Origin of the sequence: Polaromonas eurypsychrophila (genome assembly GCF_014641715.1) — a bacterium.
Classification (GTDB): domain Bacteria; phylum Pseudomonadota; class Gammaproteobacteria; order Burkholderiales; family Burkholderiaceae_C; genus Polaromonas; species Polaromonas eurypsychrophila.
Window position 1 is genome coordinate 153,188 of the sequence record NZ_BMIG01000007.1, and the last position, 15,016, is coordinate 168,203.

At 63.0% G+C, this 15,016-nt stretch carries 15 protein-coding genes; 3 read left to right on the forward strand and 12 right to left on the reverse strand.

Annotation, left to right across the window (positions count from 1 at the left end):
- Nucleotides 1-45 precede the first annotated feature (45 nt).
- The gene (locus IEX16_RS11615; protein WP_188708648.1) at nt 46-954 is read right to left on the reverse strand and encodes an AraC family transcriptional regulator; all 909 of its coding nucleotides are present in this window, start codon (nt 952-954) and stop codon (nt 46-48) included.
- Nucleotides 955-1,027: 73 nt separating this feature from the next.
- On the opposite strand from IEX16_RS11615, the gene IEX16_RS11620 reads away from it, so the two are divergent.
- The gene (locus IEX16_RS11620) at nt 1,028-2,272 is read left to right on the forward strand and encodes an MFS transporter (protein WP_188708649.1); all 1,245 of its coding nucleotides are present in this window, start codon (nt 1,028-1,030) and stop codon (nt 2,270-2,272) included.
- Nucleotides 2,273-2,301: 29 nt separating this feature from the next.
- On the opposite strand, the gene IEX16_RS11625 is transcribed toward IEX16_RS11620, so the two are convergent.
- From IEX16_RS11625 to IEX16_RS11670, 10 genes are all read right to left on the reverse strand, one after another.
- A complete protein-coding gene (locus IEX16_RS11625) occupies nt 2,302-3,168 on the reverse strand; it encodes a dienelactone hydrolase family protein (RefSeq protein WP_188708650.1) in 867 nt (288 codons plus the stop codon).
- 160 nt (nt 3,169-3,328) lie between these two features.
- A complete protein-coding gene (locus tag IEX16_RS11630) occupies nt 3,329-3,649 on the reverse strand; it encodes a DNA-3-methyladenine glycosylase (protein WP_188708651.1) in 321 nt (106 codons plus the stop codon).
- Nucleotides 3,650-3,655: 6 nt separating this feature from the next.
- Entirely contained in the window at nt 3,656-4,558 is a 903-nt protein-coding gene (locus tag IEX16_RS11635; RefSeq protein WP_188708652.1) for a DMT family transporter, read from the reverse strand.
- 10 nt (nt 4,559-4,568) lie between these two features.
- Nucleotides 4,569-5,171 (reverse strand): DUF6064 family protein, encoded by a 603-nt coding sequence (locus IEX16_RS11640; RefSeq protein ID WP_188708653.1) that lies wholly within the window; start codon nt 5,169-5,171, stop codon nt 4,569-4,571.
- A 2-nt stretch (nt 5,172-5,173) separates the two neighbouring features.
- Entirely contained in the window at nt 5,174-6,085 is a 912-nt protein-coding gene (locus IEX16_RS11645; RefSeq protein WP_373288329.1) for an aldo/keto reductase, read from the reverse strand.
- Nucleotides 6,086-6,178: 93 nt separating this feature from the next.
- Complete coding sequence (locus tag IEX16_RS11650; protein WP_188708655.1) at nt 6,179-7,057, reverse strand: sugar phosphate isomerase/epimerase family protein; 879 nt, start codon at nt 7,055-7,057, stop codon at nt 6,179-6,181.
- Nucleotides 7,058-7,151: 94 nt separating this feature from the next.
- Nucleotides 7,152-8,348, reverse strand: a complete 1,197-nt coding sequence (locus IEX16_RS11655; RefSeq protein WP_188708656.1) for a dihydrodipicolinate synthase family protein — start codon at nt 8,346-8,348, stop codon at nt 7,152-7,154.
- Between the two features lie 64 nt (nt 8,349-8,412).
- The gene (locus tag IEX16_RS11660) at nt 8,413-9,576 is read right to left on the reverse strand and encodes a Gfo/Idh/MocA family protein (protein WP_188708657.1); all 1,164 of its coding nucleotides are present in this window, start codon (nt 9,574-9,576) and stop codon (nt 8,413-8,415) included.
- Between the two features lie 104 nt (nt 9,577-9,680).
- Entirely contained in the window at nt 9,681-10,673 is a 993-nt protein-coding gene (locus IEX16_RS11665; RefSeq protein ID WP_188708658.1) for a tripartite tricarboxylate transporter substrate binding protein, read from the reverse strand.
- 134 nt (nt 10,674-10,807) lie between these two features.
- The gene (locus IEX16_RS11670) at nt 10,808-11,467 is read right to left on the reverse strand and encodes a TetR/AcrR family transcriptional regulator (RefSeq protein ID WP_188708659.1); all 660 of its coding nucleotides are present in this window, start codon (nt 11,465-11,467) and stop codon (nt 10,808-10,810) included.
- Nucleotides 11,468-11,626: 159 nt separating this feature from the next.
- Between IEX16_RS11670 and IEX16_RS11675 the strand changes: the two genes are divergently transcribed.
- Together IEX16_RS11675 and IEX16_RS11680 are read left to right on the forward strand one after the other, a co-directional pair.
- Entirely contained in the window at nt 11,627-11,935 is a 309-nt protein-coding gene (locus tag IEX16_RS11675) for a hypothetical protein (RefSeq protein ID WP_188708660.1), read from the forward strand.
- Nucleotides 11,936-12,085: 150 nt separating this feature from the next.
- On the forward strand, nt 12,086-13,807 hold the full coding sequence (locus IEX16_RS11680; RefSeq protein WP_188708661.1) for a thiamine pyrophosphate-binding protein: 1,722 nt from the start codon (nt 12,086-12,088) through the stop codon (nt 13,805-13,807).
- A 189-nt stretch (nt 13,808-13,996) separates the two neighbouring features.
- On the opposite strand, the gene IEX16_RS11685 is transcribed toward IEX16_RS11680, so the two are convergent.
- Nucleotides 13,997-14,473, reverse strand: coding sequence for an SWIB/MDM2 domain-containing protein (locus IEX16_RS11685; RefSeq protein WP_188708662.1), 477 nt, complete (start codon nt 14,471-14,473; stop codon nt 13,997-13,999).
- Nucleotides 14,474-15,016: the final 543 nt, after the last annotated feature.

A 15,016-nucleotide genomic window follows, 5' to 3' on the forward strand; every position in this document is an offset into this window, starting at 1 on the left:
AACTCGCTGCTTTTTTGATAGCTGTTTACGCGCACTGGATATGGGTCAGAGTCCTTTTTTGTTCTGGAAATAACTCGGCGACTGACCCATGGCGGCTTTGAACATCGCTGAAAACGCGCTGTCACTGGCGTAGCCGCTGGCCGCCGCCACCTGGCTGACCGGCGTGCCGCGTGCCAGCAGCGGCAGCGCGTGCGCCAGGATGGCCTGCTGGCGCCATTGCTGGTAGCTGGTGCCGAGTTCGTCGCGGAACAAGCGCGCCATGGTGCGCTCGCTGGCGCCCATGTCGGCTGCCCACCCGGCCAGCGTGGCGCGCTCGGCTGGCGCGCGCAGTACGGCCTCGCACAGCGCGCGCAGGCGCTTGTCGCCGTGTTCTGCATGCGGCAGCGGCACGCCCAGCGGCTGGGTGTCCGCGTGGGTGATCTCGTCGATCAGCAGGGCGCTCAGCAGCGCTTCGCGTGCCTTGCTGAGCACGGGGCCACCCTGAGTTTTGCTGCCGGGCCGCCCCAAGGCAAAAGCGGCCCCCTCGGGGGGCAGCGAAGCGTGGGGGTTCATCTCCAGAGACAAAACCATTTCCCGCAGCAGCGGCGACACCACGATCACGCGGCAGCCCTGCCAGCCGGCGGGTGTGGCGTTGGCGTGGATGTAGAGCGTGCGGAACTCGGCCGTCTCCAGCACGTTGATGGCGTGTAACGCGCCGGGCGCGATCCACACCGCGCGTGAGGGCGGCACGATGTAGGTGACCTCGTCAGGCGTGGCGGCGGTCACCTGCACGATGCCACTGGCGCAGTAGGCCAGTTGCGCCCAGCCGTGGCGGTGCGGTTTGAAGTGAGTGTCCGCCGGCATGCTGCGGGCCCGCACCCGCACTGGTCGCGCCGGACTGGGCGTGAAGGCGTCAATGCCGTCGACCGAGATCAGGGCCGGACGTGCGGGGAGGGGGCTGGAAGGCCGTGGCATGGTTGGCTGAAATTCGCTAAATAATGTCTTTTCGTCGCATTCAGGAATTCAGGCCCAATATTACGATAGCGCCATGAGCATCACAAACACCCTGAATCCGCCGGCCCTCAACCCCGTCAGCCTGCGCCAGGACGCCGGCGTGATCGGCCTGGTTGGCCTGGCGCACATGATCAGCCACTTCAGCCAGTTGCTGCTGGCGCCGCTGTTTCCCTGGCTCAAGGACGAGTTCGGCGTGAGCTACGCGCAGCTTGGTTTTCTGATGACCATTTTCTTCTTGGTGTCCTGCGCGGTGCAGGCGCTGTCTGGTTTTGTGGTGGACCGTTTCGGCCCCCGGCCGATTCTGTTCGCGGGGCTGAGTCTGCTGGGTCTGGCGGCATTTGGTTATGCGGTCAGCACCAGCTACTGGATGATGGCGGCCTTCGCCGTGGTGGCCGGCATAGGCAACGGCGTGTTCCACCCGGTGGACTACACCCTGATCAACCGCAAGGTCAGCGCGCCGCGCCTGGGCCATGCCTACAGCGTGCACGGCATCACCGGCAGCCTGGGCTGGGCGCTGGCGCCGGCGCTGGTGGTGACGCTCACCTTTGCGTATTCGTGGCGCGTGGCATTGATGGCCGCCGGCGCGCTGGCCTTTGGGGTGCTGGCCGTGCTGATGCTCAACCGCGACAAGCTCACACTCGTGGTGGCGCCGCCGGTCAAAGGCGCGGCGGCGGCTGACGGCTCGCTGGACTTCCTGAAGATCCCGGCGGTGTGGATGTGCTTTGCATTTTTCTTCTGGTACGCGATTGTGCTGAGCGTGGTGCAGGCCTTTGCGCCGGAAGCCGCGCGCCAGTTGCATGACGTGCCGCTGGCGCTGGTGGCCATGTGCCTGACGATTTACATGGTGTGCAGCGCCGGTGGCATGGTGGCGGGCGGTTTTCTGGCCTCGGACCCGGCACGCTGCGAACGCATCGTCGGTGCCGGCTTTGGCATGGCAGCGGTCATCGCGCTGGTGCTGGCACTGGGGAGTTTCCCAGCCTGGGTGGTGCCGCTGCTGTTTGGTTTGATGGGTTTTTCGTCAGGCATCGCCGGGCCGTCGCGTGACCTGCTGGTCAAACGCTCGACGCCTGAAAATGCCACGGGCCGTGTTTACGGCGTGGTCTATGCGGGTCTGGACATCGGGCAGGCCGTGTCGCCGCTGGTCTTCGGCTTGATGATGGACCACCAGATGTATCGCGGCGTGTTGCTTGGGCTGGCGCTGATGCTCGGTGTGCTGATTGCCAGTGCGTTTAATGTGCGGCGGGTCAGGCGCGCCCCGCGGGACGAAGCATTGGCCTGACGAAAAGCAGAGTCGGTGCAGCGTTCACACTAGCGGTGGAGATTGAAAAAATCCACCATCCGGCGTGAAGAATCCCTGGTCGCCGGCTCGTTGTACAAATAAACATTGGTTTCGCCGGAGCCAGTGACGACGGAATAGTTGCCACGGTGGTTGGACTGGTCCCAAGCATGATGCACGCCCTCATACACATGCCACTCTACCGGCTTGCCCACTGCCTTCATTTCCTGCATGAGCGGAAAACAATCCCCCGGATTGAATTCCTTGTCGTTGCCTGCCAACAGCATGAGCAACGGGCGATCAACGTCGGGCGCGAGATAGGTTATTCTTCTGCCGCCCGTTTTTATCAGGTAGGAGCAACCACCGTAGTTGGACACCAGAGCACGAAAGCGAAGTCCCGAACCAAAAAGTTGTGACGACTGCGGACTGGCAAGCATAGGCGCCACGACGCCGCCCCATGAGTACCCGGAAAAGTAAATGCGACTCTTGTCAACGTCAGCAACGGTGGCAAGGGCGTCTAGCGCCTGGTAGGCGTCCCGGACGGTACCGTTCGAGGTGATCACTGTCTGTCCACGGCATTGGGGCAGGCCGCGCGGTCCGAAACTGTCCAGAATCATGACCGCAAAACCTGCGTCCAGCAGTTCGCGCGCGCGTTCTTTCAAGTGGGGCTCCTTGACGCCGCCGCAGGTGTGACCCAGCACCACGACAGGAAAAGGACCGGTGCCCCTGGGTTTGAAAAATCCGTTTGACAGGTTGCTGAAGATCCCCAACTCCTTGCCTTCCAGGCGTAACTCGAGTTTGGGCAAAGCGGGGGCGATGGCGGACAGGTACTGCGTCAGTTCCTGGCCATGAAGTGAGCCGGCGAAAAGAGCGGAAGTGATCCAAATCAGTTTTTTCATGCATTCCCGTCATGCGTTCTTATAAAAGCCTGCGCGTGCGTCAGCGGTCACTCTGCGGCAGTGTGCCGTTGGGGCAAGCGGATAATTGCGCTCCAGGGAAGGCTTGTCAACGTGGTTTTCCCCGTCGATGCCCTTCATGTCCGAGCTACGCCTCAGTGCGCTAACGGAAGGAGCGGCTCAAAAACTTCGAACCCGCCAAGCCAAAGCGCCAGGGCGGGTCCACGGCTTTGGAAATTCCGATGCGCGGCCCGCTGACCACCCGCACACCTTCGGGATAAACGCAGGCACGGCCGGGCGGGCCGAACATGGCGGCGTTGGGCGGAGTCGGGCCGGCAAAGCTGTGCGAGGCCGGGTCTTCACGGTCATAGGCCTCGGTCTCGACGATGCGCCCACCCACGCCGTCCACCATTGGCATCGCTCCTATCAGACGCCGCGCGAGTTCGAGCGAGGAGGCCATGAAGTTGATGGAGGAGCTTCCCATATATCTTCAGTCGGGTGGCGCCGCCGCGGCTTCGGGCAAACGCCGCTTTTCACTGACCAGCACATACAGCCCGGAGCCGATCAGCAGCGCGATGCCGAACCAGGCCAGCGTGTTCGGCACCTCACCCCACACCGCGTAACCGAGCACCAGCGCAAACAGCAGACCGCTGTAGCGAAAGGGCGCAATCAGTGTCATCTCGCCGTGGCGCATGCTGTTGATGATGAAGTAATAGCCGCCTGTGAGGAAGACCGAGGCCAGGCTCAAAAGCCCCAGCTCGAACAGGCCGAAAGGCTGCCAGCCCTGCAGCAGCGAGCCCAGGCCCGACACCACCGTGACCGCGACGGCGGTGGCCAGGGTGATCAGGATGGACGGGACGCTGGCGTGAATGCGGCGCGTCATCAGGTCGCGCGCGGCATGAAACAGCGTGCCCAGCAAGCAGACCAGCGCCCAGGCGTTGAAACCTTCGGCGCGCGGCTGGATCACCAGCAACACACCGAGGAAGCCGAAACCGACCGCCAGCCAGCGCGCGCCGCGCACCCGCTCGGCCATGAAGAGTGCGGCAAACATCGTCATGAACAGCGGCGCGGCCAGGTTGATGGCGGTGGCATTGCCAATCGGCAGGTGAAACAGTGAGCTGAGGTAAAGCAGGGAGGCGATGGCGTCGACCAGCGCGCGGATCGCAACCCAGCCGCGCGTGGCTTCGCGCAGGCGAGGCGTGGCGCCCAGCGCGTGAGCAGCGACTAGCACCAGCAGCACCGACATAAAGCCGCGAATGAAGATCAGTTGTGCACTGGGCATGCTCTGGCTGGCGAATTTGACCAGCGCGTCGTTGGTGACGAAGCAGCCCATCGCACCCATCATGCAAAGGATGCCGCGCCGGTTGGCAGCGGCGGAAGCGCGCAGGGTCATGGTGAGGTGTTCAATTCAAAAAGGTCCATCCGGTCGCCGCGCCCAGCAGCAGGCAGAGCAGGGGAATGAGGAAAAGCAGAAAACGCCATGCATTTGAGGCCGGGAGCCCGGCGAGCAGCAGCAGGCCCAGTGTGAAAAGCGCGGTGGGCTCAGGCACCATGCCGAAAACTTCGGCCTGCACCCCCGGCCGGCCAGCGGCCAAAGCAAGCAACGGATACAACAACCCGGCGATGGCCAGCAGCCAACCCATACCCTGCGAGGCTGCCAGCGGCGGCGCAGTTGCCTGCCTGTGCGCCAGGCCCGCGACCAGCAGCAACACCGCCTGCACGGCAAAGGCCACCGCCACATACTGCGCGGCCCAGTTGATGACGGCGTAACGCTCCCAGAGAAAAGCCCATCCCACCCACAACCAGACGGCGGAGAGTCCAAAAGCGCTCCAGCGAAAGGCGTGGGCGCGCCGGGCGGCAGCGAGCCAGAGCGCTGCCAGCCCGGCCACGAGCAACGGCAGGTGCAGCGGCCAGACGTCGCGGTTGTACAGCTCGATCATTCGCCAGTAAGTCCTGGGCGAAAACATCAGAAAATCCGACAGCGTGTAGGTCCACCACTCGAACATGGTCAGAGCTTTGCCACATCGTCGGCCATGCGGTGACGCAAGGCGGCGTCCGGCAAACGTCCACGCGCCGCGCCCATGTTCTCGCGCAGATGGGCGGCGTTGCTGGTGGCCGGGATGGCGCAAGTCACTGCCGGGTGCGAAACGACAAACTTCAGCGCGACCTGCGCCCAGCCTGTGCAGTCAATCTCGGCCGCCCAGGCCGGCAGCGGGTGGCGCTGCAACTGACGCAGCAGCGCGCCTTCGCGGAAAGGCCGATTCACCAGCACGGCGATGCCGCGCTCGCGCGCCAGCGGCAGCAGGCGCTGCTCGGACTCGCGGTCCAGCAGGTTGTAGCTAAGCTGCACGAAGTCGATGCGCTGGTTGCGCATCAGCTGCTCGAATTCGCTGTGGCGCCGTCCTTCGGAGGTGGTGATACCGACATAACGTAACTGGCCTGCGGCTTTCATGGCCTGCAGCAGCGGCAATTGTTTCTCCCAGGCTAGCAGGTTGTGGACCTGCAGCAGGTCGAAACGCGGCATCTGCCAGAGCTTGCGCGAGCTCTCGATCTGGGCGGCGCCGTCCGAGGAGGTCCAGACTTTTTCTGCAGAAAATACTCTGGACTGCGCCTGCAGTTTCTGCAGGCCCTCGCCGATCACGCCTTGGGACGAGCCATACATTGGCGAAGAATCGATCAGCTTACCGCCGGCCGCAAGGAACTGCCGAATGACTTCAGCGCTCTGCGCGCGTGCCGCCGCGTCATTGCCGACGTTGAAGGTGATCCAGGTCCCAAGGCCGACCACCGGGATCTGCTCGCCTGACGATGGGATGGGCTTGGACAGGACTTGTGGCAGGGCAGGGGTTTGTGCCAGCGCGCTCGCCGCACCCATCGCGGGAACAAGCTGCAGCAGAAGGTCACGGCGTTTCATGGGGGGCATCTCGCATCAATCGAGTGAGCAGGCCCCAGACCGTATCACAGGGGCGACAGATGCAGAAGGGAAAATGTACAAGCCCTGCACGGATGCCGGGGTTCACACGGCGCTGCGGTGTCTGGCGATGCAGGTGTCCAGTACCTCAGCCGATTGGCGCTGCCACCAGTTGCCCGACGAGAAAATCTCGACCTCGCTGTAGCCGGCAAAACCCTGGGCTTCGACCCAGCCGCGTATGCGGGGGATGTCGATCACGCCGTCACCCATCATGCCGCGGTCTTCCAGCAGGTGCGTGGTGGGTAGCATCCAGTCGCAGACATGGAAGGCCAGCAGACGTTCCTTGCCAGCGCGCTGGATCTGCGCTTCAAGCTTGGGGTCCCACCAGACGTGGTACACGTCCACTGCCACGCCCAACGCACCCGTCTTGCCCGGATCGAGTGCGTCGCAGACGTCGAGCGCCTGCTCCATGGTGTTGATGCAGGCGCGGTCGGCGGCGTACATCGGATGCAGTGGTTCGATGGCCAGCGGCATCTTGTTGGTTATGGCGTACTCCAGCAGTTCGGAAATGCCGTCGCTGACCTGGTTGCGCGACAAGGCGAGGTCCTTGTGAGCGGCCTGGCCGGCCAGTGCGCCGGGCAGCGCGCCGACCACCAGCACCAGACAGGCGGCATGGAGCTCACAGGCTTCGTCCACCGCGCGGCGGTTGTCGTCACGCGCAGCTTTTAGGCCGGCAGTATCAAGAGCCGGGAACATGCCGCCGCGGCAATAACCCGACAGCTCCAGGCCGTGCTTTTTGACGAGTTTCGAAATGGCTGGCAGGCCGGCGGCTGCCACCTGGTCGCGCCAGGGCGAGATCGCCCGGATGTCACGCTTCACGCAGGCTTCGATGATGTCGGTCAGCGGCTGCTCGACACCGTGGCTTTTGCGCACGGTTGCGGTGTTGATGGAAAGCCAGCGGTGGTCGGTGGTGAAGTCGCGCATATCAGAGTCCTGTCATGCCGGACTCGATCCGGCATCCATGTTGGCGCGCCTGGATGGATCCCGGGTCAGGCCCGGGACGACAGGCACGGCGGGTTTAGTGTTCGATTCCGTGCAAAGCCAGCAGCGTATTCATGCGCTGCACCGCCAGCTCCGGTTGCTCCAGCAGATTCGCTGCATCGGCCAGGCGGAACAACTCAGCGAAATGTTGTAGCGAACGTGTGCTCTGCTGGCCGCCCACCATGGTGAAGTGCTTCTGGTGACCGTTGAGCCAGGCCATGAAAACGACACCGGTTTTGTAGAAACGCGTGGGCGCCGCGAAGATGTGGCGCGACAGCGGCACGGTGGGGCCCAGGATGGCGTGGAATGTGTCTATGTTGCCTTGGGCCAGTTCACCGAGTGCCGCACTTGCGGCTGGCGCAATCGCATCGAAGATGCCCAGCAGCGCATCGCTCTGGCCGTGGAACAGTTCGCTTCCCTGGCCGTCACCAGCAATCAGCTCGGCATAGTTGAAGTCGTCACCCGTGTACATGCGCACGCCCGAGGGCAGGCGCCGCCGCATGGCGATTTCCTTGCCCTTGTCGAGCAGTGAAATCTTGATGCCGTCAACCTTGGCGGGGTGCGCCTTGATGATGCCGAGCGCTGTGTCCATCGCCGCGTCCACATTCTTCGTTCCCCAATAGCCGGCCAGCGCCGGATCGAACATCTCGCCCAGCCAGTGCAGCACCACCGGCTGTTTGGCCTGGCTCAGGATTCGGTCGTAGACACGTTCATAGTCGGCCGGTGATTTGGCCACGCGGGCCAATGCGCGGCTGGCCATGACGATAAGTTTGCCGTCGAGTTTTTCAATCGCAGCCATCTGCGCTTCGTAGCCGGCAATTACTTCGTCAACAGTCTTGACGTTCTCCAGCAGCAGGTGGTCAGTGCCGCAGCCGGAAGCAACCAGCGCCCCCGGAATATCCTTGGCGGCTTCGAGTGAACGGCGGATCAGTTCGAGGGAGGTCGGCCAGTCCAGGCCCATGCCGCGCTGCGCCGTGTCCATCGCTTCGGCCACACCCAGGCCCAGCGACCACAGGTGGCGGCGGTAGGCGATGGTCGCGTCCCAATCGACGGCGCAGTTGACCCAGGGGTCGACCACGGCCAGTGGGTCCGCGACGACGTGGGCGGCCGAGTAGGCGATGCGGTTGAACGCCACGGTATTTTTGCCGGCGACAGGACGCACGGGCGTGCTGCCTTGCAGCGTGTAGGCCTGCAGGCCGCCTGCGGGCACGGGCAGGGAAAGGGTCAAAGCCATCAAATCACCTTTTTATGTGTATCAAATCGGGTTTAAGCCCATGTCGGATATAGGTACTTAGCTATCAAACCTGTAGCGCCGAGACGTCCACCCAGCGGCGTTCTTTCCAGCTTTCGAGCGCGGCTTCGACCAGTTGCACACCTTTGGCACCTTCGGGCAGGGTCCATTTGTAGGGCTCGTTTTCCACCACATGGCGGATGAAGTGTTCCCACTGGATCTTGAAGCCGTTGTCGTAGACCTGGGTGTCCGGCACTTCCTGCCACTGGTCGGAGAAATTCATCGTCTGCTTTTCGTCCGGGTTCCAGACCGGGCGCGGCGTGTTGACGCGCGACTGGGCCTTGCACGAGCTCAGGCCGGCGACAGCGGAGCCGTGCGTGCCGTCGACGTGGAAGGTGACCAGGTCCTCGCGGTTGACGCGGGTGGCCCAGGACATGTTCATCTGCGCGATCACCGGTTCGCCGTTGTGCCCGATCAGTTCGGCCGTGGCGTAAGCAGCGTCATCGGCAGTGGCTTTGTAGGGCTTGCCGGTTTCGTCCCAGCGCTCAGGGATGTGGGTCGCGCCTATGCAGGAGATGGACTTGACCTCGCCGAACAGGTTGTCCAGCACATAACGCCAGTGGCACATCATGTCCAGAATCATGCCGCCGCCGTCTTCGGTGCGGTAGTTCCAGCTCGGGCGCTGGATAGGCTGCAGGTCGCCTTCAAACACCCAATAGCCGAACTCCAGGCGCACCGACAGCATCTTGCCGAAGAAGCCGGCACGGCGCAGCATGTCGAGCTTGCGCAAGCCGGGCAGGAAAAGCTTGTCTTGCACTGCGCCGTGTTTTAGTCCGGACTTTTCCGCCAGGCGGGCAATCTCGACGGCTTCGTTGAGGTTGGTGGCAATCGGCTTTTCACAGTAAACGTGTTTGCCGGCGCGTATCGCCTTGGCCAGCAACGTGGGGCGCATCTGCGTGGTGCCGGCGTCGAAAAAGAGCGTGTCGTCCTTGTTCTTCAGCGCTTCGTCAAGGTCGGTGCCCCAGCGGGCGATGTCCCAGGCCTTGGCCAGGGCTTCCATCTTTTCGGCGTTGCGGCCGATCAGGATCGGGTCGGGCATCACCTTGTCGCCGTTGGAGAGCGTGACGCCGCCCTGCTTGCGGATCGCGACGATGGAGCGGATCAGATGCTGGTTCATGCCCATGCGTCCGGTGACGCCGTGCATGATGAGTCCTAGTCGTTGGGTGGCCATGGGTTTCCTTTGGGGCTGGTGGAATGCGGCGGCCGCACCGGGCCGGCGTGGCCAAAGCAAAATGCTTCAACCGTCCGGCGCAGGCGCGATCTCCTCGCGGAAAATTACTGGGGTGCGGGCGACAGGCCGGCGGCTTTGACAAGCACGGCGTTGCTCTTGATCTCGTCCTTGATGTAGGCGTCAAACTGATCGGGCTTTAATGTCCAGGCATCGGCCCCAAGCGTGGCGAAACGCTCCTTCACTTCAGGCGTGTTCAGCGCCTTGACGACTTCGTCGTGCAGGCGGTTGACGATGTCGCGTGGCGTCTTTGCCGGGGCCATCATGCCGATCCAGAAGTTGAACTCGGAACCAGGCACGCCGGCTTCGGCCGTGGTTGGCACCTGGGGCAGGGCGCTGGCGCGTTTTGGCGAGCCGACGGCAAGGGCCACCAGCTGGCCGCCGCGGATCTGGCCGATCACCGGGGCAATCGGCGAGAAGTAGTAATCGACGCGACCGGACATCACTTCGGTGACCGCTTCGCCGGATCCCTTGAACGGGATGTTGGTGGCTTCGATCTTCGCAGCCAGCTTGAACTTCTCCGCGTTCAGATGCGTTGCGCTGCCCTGGCCGGCAGAAGCGAAGTTCATGCTGCCGGGTTTGGCGCGCGCCGCGGCCAGCAATTCCTGCAGGGTCTTGATGTTTTTCGAGGGTGACATCACCAGCACATTGGGTGTGCTGGAGATCGGCGTCACGCCCACGAAGTCGCCCAGGGTGTCAAAAGGCAGCTTGGCAAAGGTCGAGGGGCTGACCGTGTGTGAGGACGAGTGAATCATGATGGTGTAGCCGTCCGGTGCTGCTGTGGCCACCGCCTGCTGGCCGATGGTTCCGCTGGCGCCGCCGCGGTTGTCGATGATCAGGGTCTGGCCCATGCTCTGCCCCATTTTGTCGGCGATGGCGCGGGCAATGATGTCGGTGGTGCTGCCTGCAGCGAAGGGCACGATCACGCGGATCGGCTTGCTGGGGTAAGTGCCCTGGGCGCTGGCGGCCAGCGGCGAGAACGCGGCCAGCACGGTGAGGGAAGTGAGCGAAGCCAGGGCGGCGCGGCGTGCAAAGGTCATGGTTGTCTCCTGAAGGGCATTTTGAAGAAACGGAAATCCGGCAAACACAAACAGGCGGAGTTTACGCTTAATTCACCATTAAGTGAATTAAAAATTGTAAAACACTCGCGGCCATGTCTTCATGCGGCGGTGCTTCAGTTTCTCAGGACATACCCCAGGATCACGTCACACATGTGGGACAGGCGCTCGTGGCGCGCCTTGGGTGTCATCAAGTCACGCCCGAAGATGGCTGACAACGTGTGGTTGTTCGACAGGTAGAAATAAGCCATGCCGGCAATCGACACATACAGCTGGATCGGGTCGATGCCGCCGCGGAACAGGCCTTCGCTGCGCCCGCGCTCAAGGATCTCGGCCAGTGTCTGGATCAGCGGCGAGTTCATGTCGCGCACCCGCCCGGACATCGCCAGATGCCGGCCCTGGTGCAGGTTTTCACTGTTGAGCAGGGTCAGGAACTCGGGATGCGCGATGTAGTACTCCCAAGTGAACTGGGTCAGGCGCTGGATTGCCTGGGCCGGTGGCATGTCGCGCAGGTGCAGCTGGTTTTCGGCCTCGCGGATGTCGGCATAGGCCTGCTCCAGCACCGCCAAAAACAGCTCGTCCTTGCTGGTGAAGTAGTAATAGATCAGGCGTTTGTTGACGTCGGCGCGCTCGGCGATGCGGTCCACCCGCGCACCGCCCAGGCCGTGCTGCGCAAACTCGTCGCGGGCCGCCAGCAGGATGGCCAGCTGGGAACGGTCGGCATCGCGCGAGCGCGGCTCGGCGGTTTTGGCGGGTTTGGCTTTGACGCTTGGCATGGCGGGTAATTTAACTGTTTGGTGAATTAATGCAAGACGACGCCTGATGCGGCCGCAGCGTGCCGAAGACGGCATGGGATGACAGCGACTGTAGCAAGCCGCGCCCATAATGAAGCAGGTACCGGCCACCCGCGCCGCTGCCACTTCAAGGAGACGGCCATGAATGATGCGACCACCCCCAAAGACGGCGACTTCGCCAGTTGGGTTGACGAAAAGTCCGAAGCGCTCAAGTTCGAGCTTGGCGAAAAGTTTCCGGTACCGCCGACCGAGCTGCATTCGTCCTCGGTACACGCGGAAACCGGCCGGCAAAAGCTGGAGGAAGTGCTGCTGGAACATGAGGAGCCGACAGCCGAGTTTCTCGAGGAAATCCAGGCCCTCGAAAACGCGCCGCCCTTGAGCGACGAGGAACTGGCCCGGCAGGCGCTGGAAGCCGGCGGCGGAGACGGAGATGCAGGTACACCGGAGTAGCACTCAACGAGTGAAGGGGCAAGATCCCCTTCAATCAGGGGCCGCAGAACCGGCTTCGCCGGGCCGCAGGCGCAGCGGCCCCCTCGGGGGGCATGGCGCTACACGAAGTGAGCAACCGTGGGGGCCACATTCCAGCGGCACAATCAGGAGATGACAACACAACTTGCCGGCCATCTTCTTGTTCAATGCCTTGTGGCCCAGGGCGTCACCCACGCCTTTGGCGTTCCCGGTGAAAGTTATCTGGCGGTGCTCGATGGCTTTCACGCCTATCCCGACCAGATTCAATTCGTCATCAACCGGCAGGAGGGCGGCGCCGCCTTCATGGCGGAAGCCCACGGCAAGCTGACCGGTCGGCCAGGCATCTGTTTTGTGACGCGGGGTCCCGGCGCCACCAATGCCTCCATCGGTGTGCACACCGCCTTCCAGGATTCCACGCCGATGATTCTGTTTGTTGGCGACGTGGCCAGCGACACGCGCGACCGCGAGGCGTTCCAGGAGGTGGACTACAGCAGCTTCTTCGGTCCTTCCACCAAAGGCATGGCCAAACGGGTGGAGCGCATTGATGACGCGCGGCGCATCCCTGAATACGTGGCGCGGGCTTTTGCCACCGCCATGAACGGGCGGCCTGGTCCGGTGGTGCTGGTGCTGCCGGAAGACATGCTGACCCAAACCGTGGACCTGGAGCCGCTGCCGCGCGTGGAAGCGGTCGAGGCCTCGAGCGACCCCGGCTCGCTGCGCAAACTGCGCGAGATGCTGCTGCAGTCCGAGCGCCCGCTGGTGATCGCTGGCGGCGGCGGCTGGACGCCGCAGGCCGCGCAGGCGCTGCAGCGCTTTGCCGAGAACTGGTCGCTGCCGGTTGGCAACGCCTTTCGTTTTCAGGACACCTTTGACAACCACCACCCGCTGTATGCCGGCGATGTCGGCATCGGCCTGAACCCCAAGCTCGCCGCGCGTATCAAGCAGGCCGACCTGATCCTGGCGATTGGTCCGCGCCTGGGCGAGATGACGACAGGCGGCTACACGCTGATCGAGGCACCGCGGCCCAAACAGAAGCTGGTGCACATCCATGCCAGTGCGGAGGAGCTCAACCGCGTGTTCCAGGCCGATCTGGCTATCAACGCCACGATGAATGCCGCGGCGCGTTCGCTGGAGGTGCTGACCGCACCGGTGACCGTGCCCTGGCAAGCCTGGGCAGAGGCGGCCAACGTGGACTATCTCGCCAACATTGATCCGGCCAACGGCGGTGTGGTGCTGCCGGGCAGCATCGACATGCCGGCCATCGTCGCCACGCTGAAGAAGCTGTTGCCGCAAGACGCCGTGCTGACCAACGGCGCCGGCAATTTCGCGAGCTGGGTGCACCGCTTTTTCCAGCATCACGGGCTGGTCAAGGGCCTGAAGACCCAGCTCGCACCCACGGTGGGTGCCATGGGTTATGGCGTGCCTGCCGGCATCGCGGCGGCCATCACCACGGGCAGGACCGTCTTCACGATTGCCGGCGACGGCGATTTTTTGATGAACGGCCAGGAGCTGGCCACGGCTGTGCAGCATGGCGCAAAAAGCATCGTGCTGCTGCTTAACAACGGCATGTACGGCACCATTCGCATGCACCAGGAGCGCGAGTACCCGCGCCACGTCAGCGGCTCCAGCCTGCAGAACCCGGACTTCTGCGCACTGGCGCGGGCTTACGGCTACACCGCCACACGTATCACGCGCACCGAAGAGTTTGAGGCCGTGATGCGGCAGGCGCTGCAGGGCAAGGAGGGCGCGCTGATTGAGATCATGCTGGACCCGGAAGTCATCAGCACGCGCGGTACGCTCTCGGCAATCACGAACGCAAAGCTTACAGCCCCCACGTTCGCTCGCTCCGCGTAGCTCTCTGCCCCCCGAGGGGGCGCTGCGCCTTGCGGCCCGGCAAAGCCGGTTCCGCGGCCCCTGCTTGCAAAAGAAACTCACATCGGGGCTCAACCTGCAAGGCTAGCGCGGACAAAAAAAAAGGGCCACTTGCGTGGCCCTTCTACCGGTCTTGTCCCGCGCGAACGCGGAGCAAGTCCTTCGCGACGTTTACTTGACGTGCTTGCCGATCAGGCCAGCCATCTCGAACATCGACACTTGCGCCTTGCCGAAAACGGCACGCAATTTTTCGTCGGCGTTGACCATGCGCTTGTTGATCTTGTCCTGCAGACCCTTGGCCTTAATGTAGACCCAGAGCTTGCGAACGATCTCGGTGCGTGGCAGCGCAGCAGCGCCAACCACAGCCGACAAAGCCGGGCTCAGTGTCAAAGGCTTCATGAACGCTGCGTTGGGCGTACGCTTTTTGGCAGGCGCTTTTTTCGCTGCTACTTTTTTGGCCGGTGCTGCTTTCTTCGCAGGGGCCTTCTTCGCTGGAGCTGCTTTCTTCGCAGCTACTTTCTTTGCCGGTGCTGCTTTCTTCGCAGGGGCCTTCTTTGCTGGAGCTGCTTTCTTCGCAGCTACTTTCTTTGCCGGTGCAGCCTTTTTAGCGGGCGCTTTTTTTGCCGGTGCTTTTTTTGCAGTTGCCATGATTGATTTTCCTTCTAGAAGTTGATAAATCACCAATGCAGATAACTACTCTTCACTGGCAAGGGGGATGCTACTGGAGAAAACCACTGTTTCATAGGGAAAACCGAATTCTTTTGGTCTTTTTTGTTGCTGATTTACCTCTGAAAATCGAAAAACCTCCAATGAAAATCATGCCTCAGCCGCACTGAGGCGCATCTCGCGCACCGGGCGCGCGCGCCGCAGCACTGAAAAATCGCCGTGCTCACCGGCACTTTTGTTGGCACCCGACCTGCGCGCACGCGACCGCGCTGGCCTCATGCAGCACAGGAGGTAGCGCGCATAACGCCGCGCCAGTACACGGCATTTGTGCTGCGCACGCTTGAGCGGCGGACTTGTCAGCGCAGGAAATCCAGACCATGCCCGCATGCGCCGCATGCCGCGATGCGCGGCGCATGACCAATTTGGCCGTGCTGCGCCGGGCCGGTTTCCCGACGAACACGCTGTCTGTCTCCTGTGATGCGTGTGCTCGCCCTGAAAAACCACAGCGCGGGCCGCTTGCGGGTG

What these genes read in the sequence shown, in the direction of transcription:
- IEX16_RS11670 (WP_188708659.1), bottom strand. Translation starts at nt 11,467, where the DNA reads ATGCCAAGCGTCAAAGCCAAACCCGCCAAAACCGCCGAGCCGCGCTCG.
- IEX16_RS11645 (WP_373288329.1), bottom strand. Translation starts at nt 6,085, where the DNA reads ATGCCCCCCATGAAACGCCGTGACCTTCTGCTGCAGCTTGTTCCCGCG.
- IEX16_RS11640 (WP_188708653.1), bottom strand. Translation starts at nt 5,171, where the DNA reads ATGTTCGAGTGGTGGACCTACACGCTGTCGGATTTTCTGATGTTTTCG.
- IEX16_RS11655 (WP_188708656.1), bottom strand. Translation starts at nt 8,348, where the DNA reads ATGGCTTTGACCCTTTCCCTGCCCGTGCCCGCAGGCGGCCTGCAGGCC.
- IEX16_RS11635 (WP_188708652.1), bottom strand. Translation starts at nt 4,558, where the DNA reads ATGACCCTGCGCGCTTCCGCCGCTGCCAACCGGCGCGGCATCCTTTGC.
- IEX16_RS11665 (WP_188708658.1), bottom strand. Translation starts at nt 10,673, where the DNA reads ATGACCTTTGCACGCCGCGCCGCCCTGGCTTCGCTCACTTCCCTCACC.
- IEX16_RS11615 (WP_188708648.1), bottom strand. Translation starts at nt 954, where the DNA reads ATGCCACGGCCTTCCAGCCCCCTCCCCGCACGTCCGGCCCTGATCTCG.
- IEX16_RS11625 (WP_188708650.1), bottom strand. Translation starts at nt 3,168, where the DNA reads ATGAAAAAACTGATTTGGATCACTTCCGCTCTTTTCGCCGGCTCACTT.
- IEX16_RS11685 (WP_188708662.1), bottom strand. Translation starts at nt 14,473, where the DNA reads ATGGCAACTGCAAAAAAAGCACCGGCAAAAAAAGCGCCCGCTAAAAAG.
- IEX16_RS11660 (WP_188708657.1), bottom strand. Translation starts at nt 9,576, where the DNA reads ATGGCCACCCAACGACTAGGACTCATCATGCACGGCGTCACCGGACGC.
- IEX16_RS11650 (WP_188708655.1), bottom strand. Translation starts at nt 7,057, where the DNA reads ATGCGCGACTTCACCACCGACCACCGCTGGCTTTCCATCAACACCGCA.
- IEX16_RS11630 (WP_188708651.1), bottom strand. Translation starts at nt 3,649, where the DNA reads ATGGGAAGCTCCTCCATCAACTTCATGGCCTCCTCGCTCGAACTCGCG.
- IEX16_RS11675 (WP_188708660.1), top strand. Translation starts at nt 11,627, where the DNA reads ATGAATGATGCGACCACCCCCAAAGACGGCGACTTCGCCAGTTGGGTT.
- IEX16_RS11620 (WP_188708649.1), top strand. Translation starts at nt 1,028, where the DNA reads ATGAGCATCACAAACACCCTGAATCCGCCGGCCCTCAACCCCGTCAGC.
- IEX16_RS11680 (WP_188708661.1), top strand. Translation starts at nt 12,086, where the DNA reads ATGACAACACAACTTGCCGGCCATCTTCTTGTTCAATGCCTTGTGGCC.